This is a genomic window from Cobetia sp., from assembly GCF_983723665.1.
In genome coordinates this window covers 1-1,098 of the sequence record NZ_CFDJES010000241.1, presented here as the reverse complement: position 1 = coordinate 1,098, position 1,098 = coordinate 1, and the positions used below count along the sequence as shown (strand labels likewise).

Genomic DNA, 1,098 nt, shown 5'->3' with positions numbered 1-1,098 from the left:
TGTTCAAGGAGATGACCGTCATCGAGAATCTGCTGGTGGCGCAGCACATGCACGCCGAACGCAACCTTCTCAAGGGACTGTTCAAGACGCCGGGCTATCGACGCAGTGAAAAGGCGCTGATGCAGCATGCCGGCGACTGGCTGGAGCGAGTCGGTCTGCTCGAATTCGCCAACCGCGAGGCGGGCAATCTGGCCTATGGTCAGCAGCGCCGACTCGAGATCGCGCGCTGCATGGTCGCCAGGCCGCGGCTGCTGATGCTGGATGAGCCGGCGGCGGGCCTCAATCCCAACGAAACGCGCGATCTGGATGATCTGATCGTCAGTCTGACTCGCGATGAGGGCATCTCGGTGCTGTTGATCGAGCATGACATGAGTCTGGTAATGGGCATCTCGGACCACATCTACGTGGTCAATCAGGGCCAGCCGCTGGCGGATGGCAGTCCGGAAGACATACGGCGCAATGATGCCGTGATCAAGGCCTATCTGGGGGAAGAGTGATCATGTGTGAGCATGTCGAAGACGTGACACCCGAGGCCACGCTTGCCGGTGAGGAGCTCGCGCCCCGGGAGGCCATGCTGGCCCTCGAGCATCTGACTACCCACTACGGGCCGGTGCAGGCGCTCAATGATGTCTCGCTGGCCGTTGGTCAGGGCGAGATCGTGACGCTGATCGGTGCCAACGGTGCCGGCAAGACGACGCTTCTGATGTCGATCTGTGGCGATCCGCGTCCGACCAGCGGGCGGGTGTGGTTCGAGGGCGAGGAGATCACCGGTACACCCACGGCGCGCGTGATGCGCGGTGGGCTGTCGGTGGTGCCGGAAGGTCGCCGCATCTTCACCGGCATGACGGTGGAGGAGAATCTTGCCATGGGCGGCTATTACCAGAGCAAGGAGGAAAACGAGCGCAGTATCGAGCACGTGCTGGGGCTCTTCCCGCGTCTCAAGGAGCGCTTTCAGCAGCGCGGCGGCACCATGTCCGGCGGAGAGCAGCAGATGCTGGCCATCGGGCGCGCCCTGATGAGTCGGCCGCGGCTGTTGTTGCTCGATGAGCCATCGCTGGGGCTGGCGCCCATCGTGATCGGGCAGATCTTCGAGATCGT

The 1,098-nt window shown here is 63.2% G+C and carries 2 protein-coding genes; both read left to right on the top strand.

The window, feature by feature from the left end; all coding sequences use genetic code 11:
- Positions 1-497, top strand: a 497-nt coding sequence (locus tag AC4FAH_RS14365) for an ATP-binding cassette domain-containing protein (protein WP_490246290.1), incomplete at its 5' end; no start/stop codon positions are given.
- A gap of 74 nt (positions 498-571) precedes the next feature.
- On the top strand, positions 572-1,098 hold a 527-nt coding region (locus AC4FAH_RS14360), incomplete at its 3' end, for an ABC transporter ATP-binding protein (protein ID WP_490246293.1).